Raw genomic sequence first — 23,263 nt, forward strand, 5'->3', positions numbered from 1 at the left:
CCGGCCGCACATTCGGATGATCATGCAGCACCCGCGAGACCGTCTGATGCGACACCCCCGCAAGCCGCGCCACATCCGCCATCACCGGCGCACGCCCCACCTCCACGCCCCACCACTTCCTCACCGGCCTGTCGTTCGGCCTTGTTAACGCACACAATCCCGTGGGGTCAAGCGCGACAACAGTTCGCCCGAGAATACCCCGATAGGGATGTCCCGTGCGCGAGCCGCCGCACGGAAGTCCCGTCTCAGTTTCCAATCTCTTGACCGTTCAAGAGAGTTGACCGGTTATTCATCCCAGCGTAAAAAGGCGGAGTCGTGAGACCGGGCGATCACTCCAACCGCCCGAGAAAGAGCCGCACGCGGCCCGCCGCAGCCGCACACCGCATTTCGCTTCCCCGGAGAATTCGCACGAAGGGGGCCGGACGACGGCCTTAGTTGTTAACGCTAACAATCCGTTCCCCACACCGCATACCGGACGTCTCCCCGCACGCCAGCAAAGGAACCCGCATGCCCTCGGAAGCCGGACTCCCCCGTAGATCCGTTCTGACCGCCCTCGGTGCCGCGTCCCTGGCCGGCACCTTCGCCGCCGCCGCTCCCGCCCGGGCCGCCGAGCGCTCCGGCACGGCCGCCGCCTCCACCGCCCCGGCTCTCCCCGCCGCGGCCGCGCACTGGAGCTTCGACGAGGGCTCCGGCACCTCCGCCACCGACTCCTCCGGCAACGCACACACCGCGACCCTCCAGGATGCGGCCGGCTGGGGCACCGGCAAGGTCGGCGCCCACAGCCTGAGCCTCACGGCAGGCGGCAACGCCACCGCGTCCGGGCCCGCGCTCGACACCTCCAAGGCGTTCTCGGTGGCGGCCTGGGTCAACCTCAGCCAGCTGGGCGGCTACCAGACCGCCGTCAGCATCGACGGCAAGGTCGTCAGCGCCTTCTACCTGGGTCTGCGCGACGACACCGGCACCTTCGCCTTCGCCCGGCTCGCCTCGGACGCCACCCAGGGTGCCGCCGTCGCGGCCGCCGCCTCGGCCCCCGCCACCGGCACCTGGACCCACCTGGTCGGCGTCAGCGACCCCGCGGCCGGCGTCACCCGCCTCTACGTCAACGGCGTGCTCGAAGGCCAGGCCGACTACACCGCGGGCTGGGCCGGCACCGGTGACACCGCCGTCGGCCGCGCCCTCTATGGCGGCGGGCACGTCGACCAGTGGCACGGCCTGATCGACGACGTGTGGATGTTCCCCACCGCGCTCACCTCCGACCAGGTGGCCACGCTGGCCGGGGTGCCGGTGGAGTCCACGACCCCGCTGCTGAGCGTGGACGTCGCCCACCCCGCGCACGCCGTGTCCCCGATCCTGCCCGGCCTGATGTTCGAGGACATCAACCACTCCGGCGAGGGCGGCATCTACGCCGAACTGGTGCAGAACCGCACGATGATGGCGAGCGACACCGCGCCCGTGCACTGGTCCGCCGTCGGCGGGACAACTATCGCGCTCGACACCACCACGCCCCTCAACGACGTCCTCACCCGTTCCCTCAAGGTCGTACTGCCGAGCGGAACGCGGCACGGGCATCCGGCCGGTGTGGCCAACGACGGTTTCTGGGGCATCCCCGTGCGGCCCCGCACCACGTACACCGCCCGCCTCTTCGCGAAGGCCTCGCGCAGGATCGGCCCCCTCAGGGTGGCCATCGAGTCGGCGGACGGGTCGACGGTGTACGCCTCCGCACGGGTGCCCCACGTCGGCACGGCGTTCCACGGCCGCCCCTTCGAACTGACCCTGCGCACCGGTTCGGGCGTCCCCGTGGTCGGCGACGCGAGGCTGACCGTGACCACGGACTCCCCTCACGCAGCGGGCGCGACCCTCTGGCTCCAGCACGTCTCCCTCTTCCCGCCCACCTACAACAACCGCCCGAACGGCCTCCGCGTCGACCTCATGGAGAAACTGGTCGCCCTCAAGCCGAAGTTCCTGCGCCTGCCCGGCGGCAACTTCCTCGAGGGCAACACCATCGCGACGCGGTTCAACTGGAAGAACACCATCGGTCCGGTCTGGGAGCGCCCCGGCCACATGGACGACGCCTGGGGCTACTGGTCCACGGACGGGCTCGGACTCCTCGAATACCTCGAGTGGGTCGAGGACATGCACGCCCAGCCGGTCCTCGCCGTCTTCGCCGGCTTCGCGCTCAAGGGCGAACACGTCACCGGCGACGCGCTGAAGCCGTACATCCAGGACGCCCTCGACGAGATCGAGTACGTCACCGGTCCCGTCACCAGCACCTGGGGCGCCAGACGGGCCGCCGACGGCCACCCGAAGCCGTTCCCGCTGGAGTTCGTGGAGATCGGCAACGAGGACTGGCTCGACTCGTCCGGGTCCTACGAGGAGCGGTTCGCCGCCTTCCACGACGCGATCAAGGCCAAGTACCCCCACCTGAAGCTGATCGCCTCGACCAATGTGACGAGCCGCACGCCGGACCTGATCGACGAGCACTACTACCTCGCGCCGTCCGCCGCCCAGTCCTCCACCCACAAGTACGACAACCGGGACCGGGGTTCGACGAAGGTCTTCGTCGGCGAGTGGGCCGCGCAGGAGGGCCGCCCCACGCCCGACCTCAACGCCGCGCTCGGCGACGCGGCCTGGCTGGCCGGGCTCATCCGCAACTCGGACCAGGTCCTGATGGAGTGCTACGCGCCGCTGTTCTCCAACGTCAACGACAACGTCTGGGCGACGAACCTGATCGCCTACGACAACCTGACCAGCTACGCCTCACCCAGTTACTGGGCGCAGAAGATGCTGACCGGGAAGCTGGGGAGCACGGTGCTTCCGGCCACCGCGCGGGCGCTCCCCTCCGTCGCCACCGTCGCCACCCGCGCCGGCCACCGGCTCTACCTCGCGGTCGTCAACTCCGGCACGGAGAAGGTCAGTCTGCCGGTCGAGCTGAAGGGTCTGGTCAAGGGGGTCAAGCGGCACGCAACGGCGACCATCCTGACCGGCCCCTCGCGCACCACCACCAACACGCTGGCCGAACCGAACGCGCTCGTGCCGAGGACCAGCACCGTCACGGGCGCTGCGGCATCGTTCACCAGCACCCTGCCGCCGCTCTCGGTCACCGTCCTGGAGCTCACCCTGACCTGACGCCCACCGCCTCCGACCTGCTCGGCCAAGTCGCCGTCCACGACGGCGACTTCGCCGTGCCCGCCGCAGGTAGCCGTAGCCTGTTCGGTGGACTCGGCACCGGGGGCTGAGCGCGGGCGTTTCACGCGCGCGAGGAGACGGGGGCGAGCCACAGGCCGACGAGCGCGTCGACGAGGCCGGTGGCGGTGTCGTCCCAGGTGGCGCGCGGCGTGGCCCGGTTCTCGGCGATCGCGCGTTCTCGTTCGGCGGGCATGTGCACGATCAGGTGGCGGGCCATCTCGCCGCGTTCTGCGCGCACCTCCGCGGGCAGTTCGGGCAGGCACCGGTTCAGCCCGTCGATGATCTGCCGCAGGGTCGGGGAGGCGAGGGACTCCTCGATGAGGATCTGGTGCAGCGCCGGGTCGGTCACCACCTGGGCGCAGAAGCGCGCGTACCAGGTGGGTCCGCCCAGCGCCCCGAGGTGCTCGGGGATCGGGCGGACCAGGCAGTCCACCCAGTCCCGTACGTCCCTGGAACCGCCGGTGCCGGCCAGCAGCCGGGCACGGATCTCCTCGACGGGGGTCGCGTGCTTGCGCACGATCGCCCGGACCAGGTCGGCCTTGGTGCCGAAGTGGTAGCCGACGGCGGTGTTGTTGCCCTGCCCGGCGGCCTCGCTGACCTGACGGTTGGAGACCGCGTTGACGCCGCGCTCGGCGAACAGCCGCTCCGCCGCGGTCAGGATCAGCTCACGCGTCGCGCTGACCTGTTCCGCCCGTACCGTCCTGCCGGCCATGCTCACCACCGCACCGGGACTTCGCTCAGCCCGCCGACGGCCAGTCCCTCGAGCCGTCGCAGGTCCGCCGCCGGTGCGGCGAGTTCCAGCGACGGAAGCCTACGCAACAGCACGTAGGACGGTCCGCAGCCTTAGAGTAAGTCAAGCGACTGCCTTAAAACCCGGCAGCATCTCGGCTTTCCCCCTGTGCTCATGGAGGCTCTTTCATGTCCGACGCCCTTCCCAGACCCGTGAACGCGGCCGGTGCGTCCGCTCCCCGGTCGGGCGCCGTGGTGGCGGTGCTGGCCTTCGCCGGCATCGTCGTCTCGCTGATGCAGACCCTGGTCATCCCGATCGTCCCGGAGCTGCCGAAGCTGCTGCAGGCCCCCGCGTCGGACACCGCCTGGGCCGTGACCGCCACCCTGCTGGCCGCCGCGGTGGCGACGCCGGTGGTGGGGCGGCTCGGCGACATGTTCGGCAAGCGGCGGATGCTGCTGGTCAGCGTGGTGCTGCTGGTCGCGGGTTCGGTGCTGTGCGCGCTCAGCGACTCGCTGGTGCCGATGATCGTCGGCCGCGCGGTGCAGGGGCTGTCGGCGGCCGTGGTGCCGCTGGGCATCAGCATCATGCGCGACGAGCTGCCGGCCGAGCGGCTGGCGGGTGCGACGGCGCTGATGAGCGCCTCGCTCGGGGTCGGCGGCGCGCTGGGGCTGCCGACGGCGGCGCTGATCGCGGACCACTTCGACTGGCACGTGCTGTTCTGGAGCTCGGCCGGGCTCGGCGCGGTGGCCCTGGTGCTGGTCCTGCTGTTCGTGCCGGAGTCCGAGGTGTGGACGGGCGGCCGCTTCGACGTGGTCGGCGGCCTCGGCATGGCGGCGGGGCTGGTGTCCCTGCTGCTCGCGATCTCCAAGGGCGCCGACTGGGGCTGGACCAGCGGCACGACTCTCGGCCTGTTCGCGGCGGCCGTCGTGGTCCTGCTCGCCTGGGGCTTCTTCGAACTGCGCACCGGCGAGCCGCTGGTCGACCTGCGCACCACCGCCCGCCGTCAGGTCCTGGTGACCAACCTCGCCTCCATCGCGATCGGTTTCTCCATGTTCGCGATGTCCCTGGTGCTGCCGCAGCTGCTGCAGCAGCCCACGCAGACCGGCTTCGGCCTGGGCCGGTCGCTGCTGACCGCCGGTCTGGTGATGGCACCCTCCGGCCTGGTGATGATGGCCTTCGCCCCGGTGTCCGCGGCCGTCTCCAGGACCAAGGGTCCCAAGGTGACGCTGATGATCGGCGCCCTGATCGTGGCCACCGGGTACGGCCTGAACATCGTGCTGATGTCCCAGGTCTGGCACCTGGTGCTGGTGTCCTGTGTGATCGGCGCCGGCATCGGTTTCACGTACGGCGCGATGCCCGCGCTGATCATGGGCGCGGTGGACCCGTCGGAGACCGCCGCGGCCAACAGCCTCAACACGCTGATGCGGTCGATCGGCACCTCCTGCGCCAGCGCCATCGCCGGCGTCGTGCTGTCCCAGATGACGATCAGCCTGGGCGGCTACGCGCTGCCCTCGAAGAACGCCTTCAGGGCCGTCATGGCTCTGGGCGCGGGCGCCGCACTGCTGGCCTTCGCGGTGGCCTCGTTCATCCCACGCCGGCGCCCCCTCGCCGCGGCCACGACGGTCCCGGCGCCCGAACCGTCGACCGACTCGTCCCCGGTGAGCTGATCCACACTCCGTGAGGGCCCCCGACCGGCGGCCGGGGGCTCTCGAGGCGACTCCGGCGGGGGTGACCGATGAGTTCCGTGCCGCCGCGCTGTCTACACCGCCGAACGTCCCCCTGCCGCGCCCGCGGGAGGCCCGGACGCGACGACGAGGAGTGTGGACACCGTGGACCAGGAGAGCGTGAGCGCCACCCTGACGGTCGCCGTGCCCGCCGCGAGACTGTTCGCGGTGCTGGCGGACCCGACGACCCACCCGGCGATCGACGGCACCGGCTGGGTCCAGGAACCCGTCGACCGGACGCCGCTGACCGAGGCGGGGCAGATCTTCCGGATGGACATGCATCACGGCGACCATCCCGAGGGTGACTACCAGGTGGTCAACAAGGTCCAGGTGATCGACCCGCCCTATGCCATCGGCTGGCTCACGGGGCAGGAGCGTGGCGACGGTTCGATGGAGTTCGGCGGCTGGATCTGGCGGTACGACCTCGCGCCGCTCGGCCCGTCCGAGACCGAGGTCACCCTCACCTACGACTGGTCGGCGGTACCGCGGTTCATCCGGGACCGGGGCATCCGGTTCCCGCCGTTCGGCCCTGAGCATCTGACCAACTCGCTGCACCACCTGGCCGGGCTCGTCTCGGGCAGGTGAGGTCGCCGCCGGGCACCGTCGGGCGGTTCGCGGGCAGCGCCGTTCAGGGGAAACCGGCGGACAGGGCGCGTGGCGCGGGGTGGCGGCGTCCACAACTCACCCGTGACCCTCCCGCTGATCCCGCCCATGCTCGCCACGCCGGGCAAGCTGCCGCCGGTCGCCCAGGACGCCCGCTGGGCCTACGAGACCAAGCAGGACGGCCAGCGCGTGGTCGTCTATCTGGAGGCCGACGGCACCGTGCTGCTGCGTGCCCGGTCGGGGGAGGACATCACCGGCGCCTATCCCGAACTACGGGCACTGGCAACCGCGTCGGGGGCTGCGCCCGCGGTGCTGGACGGCGAGGTGCTGGCGCTGGACGAGCGGGGGCGCGCCGACTTCCAGCTGCTGCAGTCCCGCATGGGGCTGGCGCACGCACCCGGCAAGGCGGCGCGGCAGGCGCTGAAGGTGCCCGTCCATCTCGTCCTGTTCGACGTGATGCACCATGCCGGACAGGACCTCACCCCGCTCTCCTACGCCCGGCGCCGCGGACTGCTGGAGGGGCTGGGTCTGCAGGGGCCGCACTGGTCCACGCCCGCCGCGCTCGTCGGTCATGGCCAGCAGGCCCTGCGGGCCACCCTCGAGCACGGGCTGGAAGGGCTGGTGTGCAAGCGGCTGGACTCGGTCTACGAGCCGGGGGTGCGTTCCCGTTCCTGGATCAAGATCCGCAACATGCGCAGCGAGGACGTCCTGGTGGGCGGCTGGCTGCCGGGCAAGGGGCGGCTGTCCGGTCTGCCGGGTGCCGTCCTGGTCGGGCAGCGGGCGGCGGGGCGACTGCAGTACGTCGGCGGTGTCGGCACCGGCTGGAGCGAGGGCGAGCGGGCGCAGCTGGCCGAGCTGCTGCGGGCCGCGGAGACGGACGTGTGCCCCTTCGATCCGGTGCCGCGGGTGGCGGGCGCGCACTGGGTCCTGCCCCGGCTGGTCGGCGAGGTGCGCTACAGCACCCGTACCCGGGCGGGCTTGCTGCGCCAGCCGTCCTGGCTGCGGCTGCGGCCCGACCTCGCGCCCGAGGAGGCGGCGGCCGACCTGCCGGACGACCTGGTCTGAACCTGGCAGTACCGGCCGCTGGTCGGCTGGAACGGCTACCCCGCGGGTCTGCGCGACAAGCTCGGCGTGTACGACTTCGGCAGCGCCGACTTCCCCCGCGACCGGCGACCGGTTCGCTCGTTCCACAGCTCCCGGGGTCATCCTGACTACGGAGCGGGAAAGGGTGGATCATGCGGGTCGGACGACGGATGGATCCTGGGCGGCTGACGCGGCGGGGATTCCTGGCCGCGGTGGCCGCCCTCGGCACCGCGAGTGCGCGGGCCACGGCCCGGGGGAACGGCTACACCATGCCCACCCTCACCTTCGCCGACCCTGCCGTCCAGCACCGTCTCGCCGGCCTCTACGCGAGGGCGCTGACGGCCCTCGCCGAGCACCACACCATCCCGGCCGACCCCTCGGTGTACGACAGGGCGGGCCTGCTCACCTACCCGCCCGGCACCGTCGTCCGGGCAGGTGGCGGATATCCCGCGCCGCAGCGCTGGACGCGGGACGCGGCCGTCAACGGGTGGAGCGCGGTCAGCCTGCTCGCGCCGGAGGTCGGCCGCAACACGCTCTGGTCGGTGGTGGACCGCGACGCGGACGGGCTGGTCGTGCAGCAGGACGACCAGTGGTGGGACCAGGTGGTGTGGATCCTGGCGGCCCGCCACCACTACCGGGTCACGGGCGACCGCGCCTTCCTGGCCCGCGCCTATCGGACGGCCACCAACACGCTCGCCGCGCGCACCGCCCTCGACTTCGACCCCTCGTACGGCCTCTTCCGCGGGCCGGGCTTCATGAACGACGGCATCTCCGGCTACCCCAGCCCGCCCGCCTCACCGCACGTCCGCTCGTCCTTCGTCCTCGACCATCCCGGCGCCGAACTCCTGTTGTGCCTGTCGACGAACTGCCTCTACCACGGCGCCCACTCGGCGCTCGCGGACATGGCGGACAGCCTCGGCGAACAGGACAGGGCGCGCACGCTGCGGGCGGACGCGGAGCGGCTGCGGCAGGCGATCGACCGGCACCTGTGGCGTGCCGAGGAGGGCACGTACGCGTATCTCGTCCAGGGGGACGGCACGGTGGACACCTCCCAGGAGGGCGCCGGTCTCGCCCTGGCCGTCCTGTGCGGTGTGGCGGGCCCCGGGCGGGCGCGGCTGATCCTGGACGGCACCCACTGGCAGCCCCGGGGCATCGTCAACGTCTGGCCGCACTTCCCCCGCTTCGACGACCGCAGGCCCGGCCGGCACAACGTCATGGTGTGGCCGATGGTGCACGGCCTGTACGGGAACGCGGCAGCGAGCGCGGGCCGGACCGACCTCTTCGCGCGTTCCGTCGAACTCCTCGCCGACCTGGTCACCGCCGGTGACGGCTTCTACGAGCTCTACGACTCCGTGAGCGGGGCCGTAGACGGCGGTTGGCAGGAGCGCGGCCCGCGGATCGAGCACTTCGTGTCGCGGCCCGACCAGACCTGGTCCGTCACGGCGTACCTCCGGCTGGTGCACGACGGCCTGTTCGGCATGGACTTCGCTGAGGAAGCTCTTCGGCTGCGGCCGTGCCTGCCACCCGAGTGGGGGCCGGTGAGTCTGCGGGGGTTGCGTTGGCGGGGCATGACGCTCGACGTCGCCCTGAGCGGGGGCGGCAGCCGGGTGCGGGCGTGCACGGTCGACGGCCGGCCCGCCGAACCCGTACTGCCCGCCGGCGAAAGGGGCCACCACACCGTGGACCTGGTCCTCGGGGACTAGGCCACAAGGCGCTCGGCGGTTGCTTCCCCGGCACGATCCCGCCTCGGACAGCGCTGTCTAGCGTCGTCCCCATGGAGACGAGCGAAACGAGCGGACAACTCGAAGAAGCCCTGGAACGGGTCCACGCTACAGGACCGGAGCGCCTCGGCCGGCTCACCAACCACGCGCCCATGGTCGTCGAGGCGCTCGCCGCCCGCGGTCGGGCGGGCGCGGTGCACCGCTGGCTCGACCTGTACCGGGACCGTCTCGAGGACTTCCCCGACCGCGTGGCACCCGTCACGGACGACAACTGGGCCCAGGCGCTGGGCGATCCGCGCCGGGCCGCCGACTGGATCGACCACTTCGCCCGCGCCCTCGCCGAACGGCCCTGGCGCACCGTGCTCGCCGAGTGGTGGCCCCGCCTGCTGCCCGGGCTGTACGGCGGTTCCACGCATCCGGTGATCCGGGTCGGCCACGCCGTACGCACCCTGGAGTCCGGCGAGAATGCGCCCCGCCGCACCGAGCTGGCCCACGCCCTGGGCTACTGGGCCGCCGTCCACCACACCGTCTCCGGCGTCACGGCCCTGCCCGCCGCGCCGACGGCCGAGGCCTCCCTGGACGCCGGACCGGCGATACCGGACGGACTGCTCGGCTTCCCCGCCCGACTGGCCGCGGTGCGCCAACTGCCGGACTGGGCGGGCGAGGTGACCGATCCGCGGGCCGCGCGGGAGCGGCTCGCGGAGCTGGTGCGGGCCGCGACGCACCGGTACGCCACCCACGGCCACGGGGAGGCGACGATGCTGGTGCACGCGTCGACGGCACCCAACGCCGTGCTGCGCACGCTGGATTCACTGCCCCGGGACCTGTGGGCGCCCAGCCTGCACGCGGCCTGGACGGCGTCCGCCGCGGTCACCGCCATGTACGCCCCGGCGGAACCGGTCACCTACGTTCCTCCGGCCCGTCTGACGGCGGAGGAGGTTATGGAGCGGGCTCTCGCGCACGGTGACGAGCACGTCATCAAGTTCACCGACACCGCCGTCGACGTCGGTGACGAGCGGGCCCTCGCGGCCGCCCAGCGGGCGATCGAGATCAGTGAGCCCCTCGTCTGACGCCGCCACAGGGTCTGCCGGGCCGGGGGGCCCGGCAGACCCGCTTGCTAGCTGCGGCGGCCGGCCGGATCGTGGGCGACCGGGTCCGAGGCCTCCTTGCCCGCGACCGTTCCGGAACCGTGTGCCCCAGTACCGGGCGTCGTCTCCCCCCGGTCACCGTGTCCCGGCCACCAGGCCGCGTGCCCGATGAGGGCGGTGAGGCTCGGCGTGAAGAACATGGCCATCACGAAGGCGGCCACCGCGATGCCGAAGGAGACCGCGAAACCCATCTCCGTGAGCAGCGAGTTGCCGGCCAGCATCATCGTGGCGAAGGTCGCCGCGAGGATGAAGCCCGCCGCCGCCACGGTCGGTCCGGCGTGCCTGAGGGCCATGCCGGCCGCCTCTCGCGGTTCGCGGCCCTCGCGGGCCTCCTCCCGCAGCCGGGCGATCATGAGGATGTTGTAGTCCGTGCCGATGGCGACCACGAAGAGATACATGATCACCGGGAGCATGAACATCAGGCCCGGCTTGCCCTGGCCCTCCTGGAAGATCCAGACGGTGGCGCCGAGGGTGGCGCCGAAGCCGAGACCCACCGAGGCGATCAGGTACCAGGGTGCGACCACGCTGCGCAGCAGCAGGCCCAGGATGACCATGATCAGGAGCGCGGCGACCGGGAAGACGGTCCGGTAGTCGTGGTTGACGGCGGTGTCGATGTCCTTGTAGATCGAGGACATGCCGCCGACCACGGCCTTCGTGCCGTTCTGCGCGTTCGAGTGCGCGACGTCGCGCACCCGGCCCACGGTCTCGATCGCCTTGTCGGTGGAGGCCTCGTACTTGAGGGTGACGGTGAAGTCCGCAGTCGTACCCGCCTTGTTCACCTGGGACATCCGGGCGCTCGCCACGCCGTCCACGGCTCCGAGCTTCCCGGCGTACGCCGGGAACGCGGAGCTGTCCAGGGGCTTGCCGTCGGAACTGGAGAGGTAGACGTCGGTGGGCGCGGCGGCGCCCGCCGAGTACGCCTTCTGCATCCGGTCCTGGACGACCATCGACTCCTTGGTCTTGGGCATGGAACCGGAGGCCAGGTCGAACGTCGCGTGGTAGCCGAGGATGCCGAGCGACAGCGCGACCAGGATGAGTCCCGACACCGCGGCGGTGAGCGCCGGGCGGCGCTGCACACCACGGCCGAGCGCGGCGAACCGGGCGTTCTCCGGCTCCCGTTGCCACGACCTGGACGGCCAGAACACCTTCGGCCCGATCAGCGACACCACGGCCGGGATCAGGGTCAGTCCCGCGATCAGGGTGACGCTGACCGCGATGGCCAGCGCCGGGCCCATCTGCTTGAGGAAGCCCAGCGTGGACAGCACCAGCGCGAGGAAGGCGATGATGACGGCCCCGGCGGCCGAGGCGATGGCCTCGCCGACCCGGCCGACCGCGTTGATCATCGCCTCCTTGGGCTCGTCGCCCAGTCGCAGGCGTTCGCGGTAACGGAACATCAGGAACAGGAAGTAGTCCGTGCCCACGCCGAACAACACGACGATGAGGATCGACGAGATCGAGCTGTTGGCCTGCAGACCGAACAGTTTGGTCGCGTACGCGATCAGGCCGTTGGCGATCGCCGCCACCAGACCGATGGTGATCAGCGGCAGGAAGGCGAGGATCGGCGCGCGGAAGATGATCAGCAGGGTCACCAGGATGATCACGAAGGTGCCGATGCCGATCAGGGCCTGGCCGCGCTTGGAGGAGTCCTGCTGGTCCAGGGCCTGCGCGGCCGAGCCGCCGAGCCTGACGTCCAGACTGGTGCCCTTGGCGAGCTGTTTGAGGTCGTCGCGCAACACCTTGGCGGCGTCGGCCTGTTTGGGCTGGCCGGCGTTCTTGCTGTCCATCTGCACCAGGGTCAGGTCATACCTGCCGTCCTTGGACGGCGGGCCGGGGACGACCTTCTGCACCTGGTCGATGTGCTTCGCGCCCAGTTCGGTGGTGATCCGGGCGACGTCCTGCTTGTCCTTGGCGGTCAGCTTGCCGCCGTCGGTGCGTTCGTACAGCGCGATCGCGGACGGGGTGAAGGCGCTGGGGAACGCCTTCTGCTGGAGATCCGCCGCTTTGATGGACTCGTAACTCTTGGGCAGGAAGCTGCTCTCGTCACTGTTCGAGGGCAGGCTCGGGGCGGTGGCGACGATCGCCACCGCGGCGATCAGCCATGCCACGATCGTCCAGACGGGATGTCGGACGACCGTCGTGCCAATACGTCGGAACATGCGGAAGGTCCTCCTGAGCAGGAAGATCACCGCAGCCCGGGGAGCGGTCCCTGGCATCGGCGACCCCGACCGGCACTCAGGGCACTCCCCCCAGTGCACCGGTCGAACGGTTTTCTTGAAGTGACATGGTAGTGACCTTGGAGTCAGCTCACTCAGGAGGGCTGGGACTCGGAGAGACTCGGAGACAAGACGCCAATTCAGCGTGGGCGGAAGCCCGTTCAGTCGTCCTGCGAATCGCGAAGTCGACCGCGTCAGGCCGGATGGCCCGGATCGATGTCCAGCACGTCACCGAGTCTCAGCAGGGGGCCGTCGCTCCCGCTCCCCCATTCGACCGGCGTGAGCACGAAGCCGACGTGATCGCCCCCGTCGACACGGCTCTCGACGGTGCCGACGAACCACGCCGCCACGTCTTCCAGGACCGCCGAGCCGCCGTACCCCTCCCTCCACGCCGCCCGGCTGAACTTGTCGGTCCGGTCGCCCGTCCGTCCGCCGAACAGGGCCGCCTGTCCGTGCTGTTCACGGGTGAGCAGATGGACGGCGAGACAGTCGGCGCGCCGGGCGAGACCGTAGGTGTGGTTGGCCTTGGAGAGCCACACCGCGAACCGTACGGGCCGGATGGAGCACTGCGAGAAGAACCCCACCAGACATCCCGACCGCTCTGCGCCCACGGTGGCGGTGACCACGCACATGTCGGGGTCCAGCCGGTCGGTGAACGCGTCGATGTCTGTCATACCCGTCCGCTCCGGATCTCTCGGCGACCGCTCGGCGTACGAGTGCCCGCCTTCCCGCCCGCCTCACCGGCATACTCGACACCTGTGGGCACGCGCGGGTCGTGCCGACGGGAGGTGGGGGCGTATGGGGACACCTGACCGCGTCCCGTTGCCCGGGCGACTCGCGGCCTGGCTGCGGGATAATGATCCGGGGCTGGCGGCGACGCGTCGGGCGGGGCGGGCCGCGCTGGTCATGCCCGCGCTGTTCGCCCTGTGCACCCAGGTGTTCCACGCGCCGGTCATCGCGACGTACGCGGCGTTCGGTTCGTTCTCCATGGTGCTGCTGGTGGATTTCACCGGTCCGATGGTGCAGCGGCTGCGCGCGCAGGTGGGGCTGGCGGTGGCCTGGGCGTTGCTGATCTGCCTGGGCACGGTGGTGGCCCGGTGGACCTTGGCGGCGGTGGCGGCGACCGTCGTGATCGGCTTCCTGGTGCTGTTCTCGGGGGTGGTCAGCTCGGTCCTCGCGGGCGCGTCCACGGCACTGCTGCTCGCCTTCGTGCTCCCGGTGACCTCGCCCGCGCCTGTGTCGGAGCTGCCCGAGCGGTTGGCCGGGGCGGGCCTCGCGGCTGCCGCCGCCCTGCTCGCGATCTCCCTGCTGTGGCCGCGGCCGACCGCCGACCCGCTCAGCGCGCCCGCCGCCCGGGTCTGCCGGGCTGCCGCGGCGCAACTGCGCGCCGACGCGTCCCGGCTGGCCGCGGAGCCGGACGCGCCGAGCGTCACGCACTGCCGGGTGGCCGCAGCCTCGGCCGCCGCGGCGGCGGCCGAGCTGCGCGCCGGGTTCGACGCCACGCCCTACCGGCCGACCGGCCTGTCGACCGGTTCGCGGGCCGTGGTCCGCCTGGTCGACGAACTGACCTGGCTCAGCGCCATCGTCGCCGAGAGCGCGCTCCCGGACGTCGAAGCCCCCGCCTGCGACCGGGACGCGCACGCGGTGCGGCGGGCCGTCGCCGTGGTCCTGGAGCGGGCCGCCGAGCTCCTGGACGCCCCGCGCGGCCCGGCGGACGCGCTGCGGGCAGCCTGCGGCGAGCTGAGCGCCGTCATCGACGGCATGGAACACGGGGCCACCACCCGGCTGCCGGTGAACCGGCCCCGCCCGGCCACGGAGGCGGAGATCCGTGCCTTCCTCGGCTCCCTGGACCTGTCCTTCCGCGCGCAGGAACTGGGCTTCGCGACCCTGCAGATCGCGGGCAACGTCGACCTGGCCGCGGCCGCCGAGCGCCGGAGCTGGCGCGAGCGGCTGCTGGGCCGGGAACCCGGGGCCGTCGGCCGGCCGCTGGCCTCGGCGCGTGAGCGGGCCGCCGCGCACCTCCAGGGGGGCTCCGTCTGGCTGCACAACAGCCTCAGGGGCGCGCTCGGCCTCGGTGTCGCCGTCGCCCTCGCCGACATCACCGGCGTCCAGCACTCCTTCTGGGTCCTGCTGGGCACGTTGTCGGTGCTGCGCTCCAACGCCCTGAACACGGGCCAGAACGCCGTACGAGCCTTGGGCGGCACCCTCGCCGGCTCGGTCCTCGGGGCCGGGCTGCTGCAGCTCATCGGCGGCCACAGCACGGTGCTGTGGTTCCTGCTGCCCGTCGCGGTGCTGGTCGCGGGCATCGCGCCCGCCGCGATCTCGTTCGCCGCCGGGCAGGCGGCCTTCACGGTCACTCTGGTCATCCTGTTCAACATCGGCCGGCAGCCGGACTGGCACATCGTGCTGCTGCGGATCGAGGACATCGCGCTGGGCTGCGGGGTCAGCGTGCTGGTCGGCCTGTTCTTCTGGCCGCGCGGCGCCACGGCCGCCGTCGACCGGGCCCTCGCCGCCGCCTACACCGACAGTGCCCGCTACCTGGCGGGAGCGGTACGGTACGCGGTCGGCCGCTGCGCCGACGGGCCTGCGCCCGTCGCGGCCCCGGAGCAGGAGAACCGCCAGGCGGCGGCCGCGGCCCGACGCCTGGACGACGCCTTCCGCAGCTATCTCGCCGAACGCGGCGCCAAACCGGTTCCGCTCGCCGACATGACCACCCTGGTCACCGGCGTCGTGGGACTGCGGCTGGCCGCGGACGCCGTCCTGGGGCTGTGGCAGCGCGCCGGCGAGCAGCCGGACGGAACGGACCGGGCGGACGCGCGCCTCGTCCTGCTGGGCACCGCGGACCATGTCTGCGTCTGGTACCGCGACCTGGCCTCCGGCCTGGGCAGCCGCACCACGGTCCCGGCCCCGATGCCTCCGGACCAGGCCGCCGAGGCCCGCCTGGTGGCCTCCCTGCGGCGCGACCTGAGCGACGAGGACGGCAAGGCGACCGACACGGCCGTCCGCATCATCTGGACCGCCGACCACCTCGACGCCACCCGCCGCCTCCAGTCCGGCCTCGCCGCGGCCGCGAAGCCGACGCAAACGCCCTGACCCCACCTGGCGGAGGTGGTGGTCCGAGTGGCGTGGTCGGGTGTCGTCAGCGGTGGGGGTCGACAAGGATCTTGGGGCCGGGGCCTGCGTGGGGCGGGCGTGTGCCGGCGAGGACCCTTCCGACCTCCTCCAGGCCCACGGTCGCCGCGACGAGCGGTCGTGGGTCGACCAGGCCCTCCGCGTAGGCCCGGACGGTGGCCGTCAGCCCCGGTGAGGCGGACAGGACGCCCACCGAGGTGACGTCCTTGAGGACGAGCGTGCGGGTGTCGACGCGGCTGGGCTCGCCGGCCAGGCCGATGTACACCAGCCGTCCCGCCGGCTCCACCAACTCCCGTGCGCGATCCGGCAGTCGGGCGTCGTTCGAGGCATCGACGACGGCGTCGAAAGGCAGCTCGGGAACCGCCTCCTCCGCCCACACGTGCTGGAAGCCGAGGCCGCGGGCGAAGGCGAGGGAATCGACGGTACGGCCCATCAGGTGCACCTCGGCCCCAGCGGCCCGCACGAACATCGCCACCAGCAGCCCGATCGTCCCCGGCCCGAGCACCAGGACCCGGTCGCCGGGCCCCGCGCCGGTTCCCTCCGCCGCCCGCAGGGCGTTGCCGCCCGGCTCCACCAGCGCACCGAGTTCGGCGTCGACGGCGTCCGGCAGGACGTGCAACGAACCGACGGGGACGGCCAGTTGCTCGGCCAGCGCCCCGGGGCGACCGCCTCGGATACCGACCTCCTGCCGTTTGTCGCACACGTGCTGGTAGCCCCGTCGGCAGCGACGGCAGTCGCCGCAGCCGAGCATCGTGTCCCCCATGACGCGCCGGCCGATCCAGGCGGGATCGACGCCGTCACCGACGCCTGCCACGCGTCCGGCCCACTCGTGGCCCAGCCGCAGGGGATAGGCAGCGTGCCCCTGGTGCAGGTAGGCCATCGCGCCGGAGAAGAACTCGGCGTCGGTGCCGCAGACCCCCGCCCGCTCGACGTCGACGACGACTTCACCGGGCGCGGTCACCGGTGCCGGCACGTCCTGGACTTCGTACTCCCCCGGCGCCGTGAGGACGAAGGCGCGGATCGAACGGGCCGCCGTCACCGCTGCGGCCCGTTCAGCGGGCCGAGCAACTCACGCATCTCGTGAACCCTTTCGGTCAGGGCCCGCAAGGGGGTCCGGTAGGCGAGCGCGCTGACGCTGACCGCTCCGCAGGGAACGGTCGGTGAGAGCGCGTGGACGGGCAGGGCGAGACAGTGGACGCCGGTCTCGTTCTCCTGGTCGTCGACGGCGAAGCCCCGCTCGCGGGTGACGCTCAGCTCACGGTGCAGGTCCGCGGCGGTGCACAGCGTCCTGGGCGTCCGGCGCTCCAGGGGCAGGTCCCCGATCCACTTGCGGACGGCTTCGAGGCTCTCCAACTCGTGTGACATGAGCAGCTTTCCGACGGCGGTCGCGTGGGCCGGGTTGCGTCCGCCGACCGTGGAGGTCAGCCGGACGGCACCGGTGGGCGGGTCGACCTTGGCCCGGTAGACGACCTCGCGGCCGTCGAGCACCGCGTAGTGGGCGGTCTCGCCGAACCGGGCGGCCAGTGCCTCCAGCACCGGCCGCACCCGGATGTGCTCCGGGCGGGCCTCGTGGTGGGCGAAGGCCATGCGCAGGAACTCGTCGCCGAGCAGATAGTGGCCGCGCCCGTCCTGGTGGGCGAACCCGGCGCGGCGCAGCGCGGCCAACGCCCGGTGCACGGTGGGCTTGGGGCTGCCCATCGCCCGCGTCAGTTCCTCCAGACCGGCCCCGTCGGGATGGCGGGCGAGCAGCTTGAGGACCGCGAGCACCCGGTCCGCCCCCACCAGTCGGACGCCGTCAACGCGTGGGGAGCCCTCCCCGTCGGGGTCGGTCGGTCCCTGGTAGGTCTGCGGATGCTCCATGGCGTTCCAGAGATTAGACCCGTGTGCCGGTTACCGGAAGGAGCCCGAGGGTGACGCTCCGCGGCGTGCTCGACCACAGCTCGCGCAGCCCCTGCTGCGGGTGGCTCCGTTGTCCCTCTCCACCCCACGCGATCGCCTCGGTCCTGCACATATGTGCGATCAGGACTTCCCTCAGGTCCTCGGGTCGCTCGGCGGCGAGATGACCGCAGTCGATGGTCTCCAGCACCGCGTTCGGAATGCCGTCGGCGAGCTCCTGTGCGTGCTCCACCGGCGTGGCGGTGTCCGGCGTTCCTCCCACCACGAGAGTGGGGGCGCCGATCGCCGGGAGGTCAGCGCGTCCTGGATGTCGGTGACCTCGTGGGCGCGGTGGGGGCAGAAGCCGGCGGCGAGACAACTGCGAACCACGGCGTCGTACACGACGGAGCCCGACGTGGCGCCGTACATGACTGGATGGCGTCCCGCCGAGTGGTGTAGCCGATCAGCCTGACGGAATCTCCAGGTCGCGGCCCGAGTCGCCCTCGCCGGAGGCCCTGTTGCGGCTCGCCGGGCCGCGACCGGCGGTGATCGCACGACGGCTGGCTACGGCAAGTACCGGACGGCTCCAAAGCGGAAGCGACGGACCGTGATCGGCTACACCACGACCGGGGACACGACCCATGACTGTGTCGGCCGTGCGGCGGGTGATGGTGTCCGCTTGCAGGGCGGGCCGCGTCGGGGTCTGTCGGTCCCTGGTAGGTCTGCGTATGCTCCATGGCGTTCCAGAGATCAGACCCGTGTGCCGATTGCCGGAAGGGGCCCGAGGGTGACGCTCCGCAGCGCCCAGTGGTACGCCGGACAAGACCGCAACGCCTACATCCACCGGGCCTGGATGCGCCGCGGGGTACCCGACGACGCCTTCTCCGGCCGTCCGCAGATCGCCATCGCCAACACCGCCTCGGACCTGACCCCCTGCAACGCGCATCTGGACGAGGTCGCCGCCTCCGTGCGCGACGGCGTGTACGAGGCGGGCGGGATCCCGCTGGAGCTGCCGGTGGTGTCGCTGGGCGAGACGAACGTTCGGCCCACCGCGATGCTGTGGCGCAACATGGCGGCGATGGCCACGGAGGAGATGCTGCGGGCCAACCCCGTCGACGGTGTGGTCCTGCTGGGCGGCTGCGACAAGACGATCCCGTCCCTGCTGATGGCCGCCGGGTCGGTGGACCTGCCCGCCGTCGTCGTGCCGGGCGGCCCGATGCTCACCGGGACCTTCCGCGGCCGGCCGCTGGGCTGCGGGACGGACGTGTGGCGGCTGTCGGAGGAAGTCCGCGCCGGGACGCTCAGCCAGGAGCAGTTCACCCGCTCCGAGTCTGCGATGATCCGCAGCCGCGGGCACTGCAACACCATGGGCACCGCGTCCACGATGGCGCTGGTGGCCGAGGCGCTCGGCACCGTCGTGCCCGGCGTCGCCGGCACGCCCGCGCCCGACAGCCGGCTGCTGCAGGCGGCGCACCGCACCGGCCGGCTGGCTGTGGACCTGGTGAACGCCGACCGCAGGCCGTCGGCCTTCCTGACCAGGGGGTCGTTCCACAACGCGATCGTGGCCCTGGCCGCGATCGGCGGCTCCACGAACGCGGTCGTCCATCTCCTGGCGATCGCGGGCCGGCTGGGCGTCGAGCTGACCCTCGACGACTTCGACCGCGTCGGCTCGCGCGTACCGGTCCTGGTCGACCTGCAGCCGGCCGGCCGCTTCCTGATGGAGGACTTCCACCGCGCCGGCGGCCTGCTCGCCGTCCTGCGCGAGGTCCGCGACCTGCTGGACCACGACGCGCTGACCGTGACGGGCGAACCGCTGGTCCACTACCTCGACGAGGCGCCGATCTGGGACGGCGAGGTCATCCGCACCCGCGCCGAACCCCTGGTCGCCGAGGGCGGCATCGCCGTACTGCGCGGCAACCTCGCACCGGACGGAGCACTCGTCAAACCGGCCGCCGCCTCCCCGCACCTGCTGCGGCACCGGGGCCGGGCGGTCGTCTTCGACTCGATCGAGGACTTCCACGCCCGCATCGACGACCCCGACCTCGACGTCGACGCCGACTCCGTCCTGGTCCTGCGCGGCTGCGGGCCCAAGGGATATCCGGGCATGCCAGAGGTCGCGAACATGCCGCTGCCGAAGAAGCTCCTCGAACAGGGAGTGCGGGACATGGTGCGCGTCTGCGACGGCCGGATGAGCGGCACCGCGTACGGCACGGTCGTCCTGCACGTGGCCCCGGAGGCCGCGGCCGGCGGCCCGCTGGCCCTGGTGCGGACCGGCGACTTCATCGAGCTGGACGTCGCCGGCCGCCGTATCCACCTCGACGTCCCCGACGGCGAACTCGCCCGCCGAACTCCCGCCAAGGCCGCCGTCGCCGGCTTCGCCGACCCCGCACGCGGGTGGGAACGCCTCTACGTCGACCACGTCCTCCAGGCCGACACGGGAGCCGACCTGGACTTCCTGGTCGGCTCCAGCGGCTCGGCGGTGACCCGTGAGTCACACTGACGGCAGGCGGGCGACCCGTCAGACGTTGCGGCGGTACTGGCCACCGACCTCGAAGAAGGCGTCGGTGATCTGCTGCAGCGAGCAGACCCGGGCGGCCTCCATCAGGACGGCGAAGACGTTGTCGCCGCTGACCGCCGCGTCCTTGAGGGCGGCCAGGGCCGCGTGGGCCGGCTCCTGGTGGCGGCCCTGGAAGTCCAGGACACGCGCCAGCTGGGCGCGCTTCTCCTCCTCGGTGGCGCGGGCGAGTTCGACGGTCACGGGCTCGGCGGTGTCGGCGTGCGGGTTGCGGAAGGTGTTGACGCCGATCAGCGGCAGCGTGCCGTCGTGCTTGCGCTGCTCGTACAGCATCGACTCATCCTGGATACGGCCGCGCTGGTAGCCGGTCTCCATCGCGCCCAGCACGCCCCCGCGTTCGCTGATCCGCTCGAACTCCCGCAGCACCGCCTCCTCGACCAGGCCGGTCAGCTCGTCGATGACGAACGAACCCTGCAGCGGGTTCTCGTTCATCGCCAGGCCCCATTCCCGGTTGATGATCAGCTGGATGGCCAGGGCCCGCCGCACGGAGTCCTCGGTGGGGGTGGTGACGGCCTCGTCGTAGGCGTTGGTGTGCAGGCTGTTGCAGTTGTCGTAGATGGCGATGAGGGCCTGCAGGGTGGTGCGGATGTCGTTGAAGTCCATCTCCTGGGCGTGCAGGGACCGTCCGGAGGTCTGGACGTGGTACTTCAGCTTCTGGGAGCGGTCGTTCGCGCCGTACTTCTCCTTCATCGCCACCGCCCAGATGCGGCGGGCGACCCGGCCCAGGACCGAGTACTCCGGGTCCATGCCGTTGGAGAAGAAGAACGACAGGTTCGGGGCGAAGTCGTCGATGTGCATGCCGCGGGCCAGGTAGGCCTCGACGTAGGTGAAGCCGTTGGCCAGGGTGAAGGCGAGCTGGCTGATGGGGTTCGCCCCGGCTTCGGCGATGTGGTAGCCGGAGATGGACACCGAGTAGAAGTTGCGGACCTTGTTCTGGATGAACCACTCCTGGATGTCGGCCATCATCCGCAGACTGAACTCGGTGGAGAACAGACAGGTGTTCTGGCCCTGGTCCTCCTTGAGGATGTCGGCCTGCACGGTGCCGCGGACGGTGGCCAGCGCGTGCGCCCGCAACTCGGCCGCCTCCTCGGGCGAGGGGTCGCGGCCCTCGGTGGCACGGAACTTGTCGATCTGCTGGTCGATCGCGGTGTTGAGGAAGAAGGCCAGGATGGTCGGCGCGGGTCCGTTGATCGTCATGGACACCGAGGTCGTCGGCGCGACCAGGTCGAAGCCGTCGTACAGCGCCTTCATGTCCTCGAGGGTGGCCACGGAGACGCCGGAGGTGCCGACCTTGCCGTAGATGTCGGGGCGCTCGTCCGGGTCGCGGCCGTAGAGGGTGACGGAGTCGAAGGCCGTGGACAGGCGGGTTGCCGGCTGGCCCTCGGAGAGCAGCTTGAAGCGCCGGTTGGTGCGGAACGGGTCTCCCTCGCCGGCGAACATGCGGGCAGGGTCCTCGCCGTCGCGCTTGAAGGGGAACACGCCGGCGGTGAAGGGGAAGTGGCCGGGCAGGTTCTCCGCGCGCCAGAACCGCACCAGCTCGCCGTGGTCGGTGAAGCGGGGCAGGGCGACGCGCGGGATCCTGTTGCCGGACAGGGACTCGCGGGTCAGCTTGGTGCGGATCTCCTTGTCGCGCACCGTCACGACCTGCTCGTCGCCGGAGTACGAGGCCACGACCGCGGGCCAGCTCTCGATCTGCTGCGTGATCTCGTACGGCAGCCGCCGCCGCGCCTCCTTCAGCAGCGACCGTACGTCGTCGGCGTCCAGACCGGCGTCGACGAGCTCGGCCTCGACCGCCGCCAGGCGCTGCACGCGCCGTGCCGCCTCGGCCAGGCGCCCCGTCTCGGCATGGTAGGCGCGGAGGGTGCCGGTGATCTCGGCGAGGTAGCGGACCCGGTCCGCGGGGACGACCTGCCGGATGCCGGAGGAGTGCCGTACGTCGACCGGGGCCAGGGTGCCCTCGCCGAGCGGCAGCCCCTTCTGTGCCAGCAGGCCCTTCAGGTGCTGGTGCAGGGCGGTGACGCCGTCGTCGTTGAAGGTGGCCGCGGAGGTGCCGTACACCGGCATGTCCTCGGGCCGCCGTCCGAACGCCTCGCGGTTGCGCACCAGTTGGCGGCCGACGTCACGCAGCGCGTCCTTGGCGCCGCGCCGCTCGAACTTGTTGATCGCCACCACGTCGGCGAAGTCGAGCATGTCGATCTTCTCCAGCTGGGACGCGGCACCGAACTCCGGTGTCATCACGTAGAGCGAGGTGTCGACGAAGGGCACGATCGCCGCGTCGCCCTGGCCGATGCCCGGGGTCTCCACGATCACCAGGTCGAACCCGGCGGCCTTCACGACGTCGATGACGCCGGAGAGGTGCTCGGGCAGTTCGCGGCTGCCGCGGGTGGCCAGGCTGCGGAAGAAGACCCGGTTGCCGTCGAGGGAGTTCATCCTGATCCGGTCACCGAGCAGCGCGCCCCCGCCGCGGCGACGGGTCGGATCGACGGCGATCACCGCGATCCGCAGCTTGTCCTGCTGGTCGACCCGGAAGCGGCGCACCAACTCGTCGGTCAGGGACGACTTCCCGGAACCGCCGGTGCCGGTGATGCCGAGCACCGGCACCACCCGGGACGAGGCCGCCGCCCGCATCTGCCGTACGAAGTCCTCGGGGAGCCTGCCCAGTTCGGCACCGGTGACGGCACGGGCGATCGCGAACCGGTCCCCCGCCAGGACGGCGGCGGCATCGGCCGGCCTGTCGTCCCAGAGGTCGAAGTCGCAGTCCCGCACCACCGAGTTGACCATCCCGGCGAGCCCCATCCGCTGCCCGTCCTCCGGGGAGAAGATGGTGACCCCGCTCGCCCGCAGCCGGGCGATCTCCTCCGGGACGATGACCCCGCCACCGCCGCCCACCACCCGCACGTGCTCCGCCCCCTGCTCGCGCAGCGACCGGACCAGGTACTCGAAGTACTCGACGTGGCCGCCCTGGTAGGAGGAGACCGCCACCCCGTGCGCGTCCTCCTCCAGCGCCGCGTCGACGACCTCCCGCACGGAACGGTTGTGGCCGAGGTGGATGACCTCGGCGCCCTGGGACTGGAAGATCCGCCGCATGATGTTGATGGAGGCGTCATGCCCGTCGAACAGGGCCGATGCCGTGACCAGACGGACAGGATGCACGGGACGGTGCAGATCACTCATGCGCGGGGCCTTCCCAGGACTGGTCGCCGAACGGAACGCAGACTGAGGAAATAGTAGGACGTCCTAGTAAGTCGCCGGGGTGTGGCATGGTGTGAGGAG

General features: G+C 71.7%; 16 protein-coding genes. 8 read left to right on the forward strand and 8 right to left on the reverse strand.

Features of this window, described 5'->3' with window-relative positions; all coding sequences use genetic code 11:
• Positions 1-82 (reverse strand): LacI family DNA-binding transcriptional regulator (locus ACIRVK_RS37110; protein ID WP_404254672.1); only part of this gene is annotated, 82 nt, incomplete at its 3' end.
• Between the two features lie 425 nt (positions 83-507).
• Between ACIRVK_RS37110 and ACIRVK_RS37115 the strand changes: the two genes are divergently transcribed.
• Positions 508-3,126 carry a LamG-like jellyroll fold domain-containing protein gene (locus tag ACIRVK_RS37115; protein WP_404255112.1) on the forward strand — a complete coding sequence of 873 codons (2,619 nt, stop codon included), beginning with the start codon at positions 508-510 and terminating at the stop codon, positions 3,124-3,126.
• 121 nt (positions 3,127-3,247) lie between these two features.
• On the opposite strand, the gene ACIRVK_RS37120 is transcribed toward ACIRVK_RS37115, so the two are convergent.
• Entirely contained in the window at positions 3,248-3,898 is a 651-nt protein-coding gene (locus ACIRVK_RS37120) for a TetR/AcrR family transcriptional regulator (RefSeq protein ID WP_404255114.1), read from the reverse strand.
• 206 nt (positions 3,899-4,104) lie between these two features.
• Here ACIRVK_RS37120 and ACIRVK_RS37125 point away from each other — a divergent pair, with 206 nt between their 5' ends.
• The 5 genes from ACIRVK_RS37125 (at position 4,105) to ACIRVK_RS37145 (ending at position 10,117) form a co-directional block, all read left to right on the forward strand.
• Positions 4,105-5,583 (forward strand): MFS transporter, encoded by a 1,479-nt coding sequence (locus tag ACIRVK_RS37125; protein ID WP_404255116.1) that lies wholly within the window; start codon positions 4,105-4,107, stop codon positions 5,581-5,583.
• 162 nt (positions 5,584-5,745) lie between these two features.
• A complete protein-coding gene (locus ACIRVK_RS37130) occupies positions 5,746-6,225 on the forward strand; it encodes a polyketide cyclase (protein WP_404255118.1) in 480 nt (159 codons plus the stop codon).
• A gap of 102 nt (positions 6,226-6,327) precedes the next feature.
• The gene (ligD, locus tag ACIRVK_RS37135) at positions 6,328-7,308 is read left to right on the forward strand and encodes a non-homologous end-joining DNA ligase (protein ID WP_404255120.1); all 981 of its coding nucleotides are present in this window, start codon (positions 6,328-6,330) and stop codon (positions 7,306-7,308) included.
• Between the two features lie 170 nt (positions 7,309-7,478).
• Positions 7,479-9,029 carry an MGH1-like glycoside hydrolase domain-containing protein gene (locus ACIRVK_RS37140; RefSeq protein WP_404255122.1) on the forward strand — a complete coding sequence of 517 codons (1,551 nt, stop codon included), beginning with the start codon at positions 7,479-7,481 and terminating at the stop codon, positions 9,027-9,029.
• 71 nt (positions 9,030-9,100) lie between these two features.
• Entirely contained in the window at positions 9,101-10,117 is a 1,017-nt protein-coding gene (locus ACIRVK_RS37145; RefSeq protein ID WP_404255124.1) for a questin oxidase family protein, read from the forward strand.
• 47 nt (positions 10,118-10,164) lie between these two features.
• On the opposite strand, the gene ACIRVK_RS37150 is transcribed toward ACIRVK_RS37145, so the two are convergent.
• Together ACIRVK_RS37150 and ACIRVK_RS37155 are read right to left on the reverse strand one after the other, a co-directional pair.
• On the reverse strand, positions 10,165-12,351 hold the full coding sequence (locus ACIRVK_RS37150) for an MMPL family transporter (RefSeq protein WP_404255126.1): 2,187 nt from the start codon (positions 12,349-12,351) through the stop codon (positions 10,165-10,167).
• 251 nt (positions 12,352-12,602) lie between these two features.
• The gene (locus ACIRVK_RS37155) at positions 12,603-13,082 is read right to left on the reverse strand and encodes a flavin reductase family protein (protein WP_404255128.1); all 480 of its coding nucleotides are present in this window, start codon (positions 13,080-13,082) and stop codon (positions 12,603-12,605) included.
• 124 nt (positions 13,083-13,206) lie between these two features.
• On the opposite strand from ACIRVK_RS37155, the gene ACIRVK_RS37160 reads away from it, so the two are divergent.
• Positions 13,207-15,501, forward strand: coding sequence for an FUSC family protein (locus ACIRVK_RS37160; RefSeq protein WP_404255130.1), 2,295 nt, complete (start codon positions 13,207-13,209; stop codon positions 15,499-15,501).
• 46 nt (positions 15,502-15,547) lie between these two features.
• Here ACIRVK_RS37160 and ACIRVK_RS37165 read toward each other — a convergent pair whose 3' ends face one another.
• Genes ACIRVK_RS37165 through ACIRVK_RS37175 form a run of 3 tightly spaced genes read right to left on the reverse strand, consistent with a single transcriptional unit; the run spans position 15,548 to position 17,794 of the window.
• On the reverse strand, positions 15,548-16,579 hold the full coding sequence (locus tag ACIRVK_RS37165; RefSeq protein WP_404255131.1) for a zinc-binding dehydrogenase: 1,032 nt from the start codon (positions 16,577-16,579) through the stop codon (positions 15,548-15,550).
• Complete coding sequence (locus ACIRVK_RS37170; protein WP_404255132.1) at positions 16,576-17,400, reverse strand: IclR family transcriptional regulator; 825 nt, start codon at positions 17,398-17,400, stop codon at positions 16,576-16,578. Before ACIRVK_RS37170 ends, ACIRVK_RS37165 begins: the two co-directional genes overlap by 4 nt.
• A 13-nt stretch (positions 17,401-17,413) precedes the next feature.
• Entirely contained in the window at positions 17,414-17,794 is a 381-nt protein-coding gene (locus ACIRVK_RS37175; protein WP_404255133.1) for an alpha/beta fold hydrolase, read from the reverse strand.
• 408 nt (positions 17,795-18,202) lie between these two features.
• On the opposite strand from ACIRVK_RS37175, the gene ACIRVK_RS37180 reads away from it, so the two are divergent.
• A complete protein-coding gene (locus ACIRVK_RS37180) occupies positions 18,203-19,915 on the forward strand; it encodes an IlvD/Edd family dehydratase (RefSeq protein WP_404255135.1) in 1,713 nt (570 codons plus the stop codon).
• 18 nt (positions 19,916-19,933) lie between these two features.
• Here the strand turns inward: ACIRVK_RS37180 and icmF are convergent, their stop codons facing one another.
• Entirely contained in the window at positions 19,934-23,164 is a 3,231-nt protein-coding gene (gene icmF / locus ACIRVK_RS37185) for a fused isobutyryl-CoA mutase/GTPase IcmF (protein WP_404255137.1), read from the reverse strand.
• Positions 23,165-23,263: the final 99 nt, after the last annotated feature.

This window comes from Streptomyces sp. NPDC101152, from assembly GCF_044768275.1.
GTDB lineage: Bacteria > Actinomycetota > Actinomycetes > Streptomycetales > Streptomycetaceae > Streptomyces.